1 protein-coding gene is annotated in these 980 nt (G+C 43.1%); it reads right to left on the bottom strand.

The annotated features are described in order from the left end of the window. Nucleotides 1–36 precede the first annotated feature (36 nt). Nucleotides 37–980 (bottom strand): IS701 family transposase (locus Bealeia2_RS10450; protein ID WP_331256944.1); only part of this gene is annotated, 944 nt, incomplete at its 5' end.

The following is a 980-nucleotide window of genomic DNA, read 5'->3' as shown; positions in this document are numbered from 1 at the left end:
CACGAGTTACGCAGTTTGCAGCAAAAGGGTGGGAATCTAAGCGAAAGACATGAGTTTTGTTATTTCTCTAGAGATATCATGCTTAATAACATCCCACTGCTGCTGATAAAAAGAGAAGCCTCCAGCAAGTCGTCTTTTAAATCTTTGAATCCAAGCCGAAATGGCAAGAAATATATGATTTCTTTGGGCTCGTCCCGTGCGAGACTGACAGCGTTCAAGACCGCATGTTTGCTTTAATTCCCGATGATAAACTTCGATTTTCCAACGCGATTTCATGACCAGTTCAATATGATCACGAGAGGGATTATCCCTATTGGTTCCGATATAATCCGTGCGACCGTTTTTGGCAACAAACCGGAAAACAGTAATCCATCCATATCCGCGTAAGTGAACTTTCAGTCCTTCATCTGGAATGTCCAGCTTTTCAAGAGTTTCTCCACGATTCACTTTCCTGTTTTTCTTCAACCCCATCACCCATGTCCAGCCTATGGATTCAATGGCCTTCAGATTATTCAAGCTCGAGTACCAAGCGTCTGCAACCACGTCATCCGGATTTATCCCTCTGTCTTGAGCCAGCTTTAACATTTCCCTGAAATGGTCATTCTTGCTTTTGCCATCGCTGGCTTTATCATAAATACGATAATCAACAGGAATAGAGTCATGACTCCTCAGGCCATGCCATACCAAATTGACAAGACCTATCCCCGCAATAACATCATGGGCATTCCCAGAATACTGATAATGCACAAGCTCTATCTTCTCGCTCCGATTTTTATCCAAAATTGTATCGTCACATACTAAAAAACAAGGTTCTTTCTTGTTAATAAGAGATTGAGTAAGATTCCACACTCCGCTCGGACGCAATGCACTAGAACTCAACCATCGATTGACGCTGTCATGCGACAATGGAATCGGTGACACCTCCGAAAGTGCCAACCCTGAATAGCGCACACTGCTGGCTTGTAAAAATGAACGATAAA

It is taken from the genome of Candidatus Bealeia paramacronuclearis, from assembly GCF_035607555.1.
In the GTDB taxonomy this organism is placed as follows: Bacteria; Pseudomonadota; Alphaproteobacteria; order UBA9655; family UBA9655; genus Bealeia; species Bealeia paramacronuclearis.
Note: the sequence above shows the minus strand (reverse complement) of the source record. Positions and strands in the feature narration are given on the sequence as shown.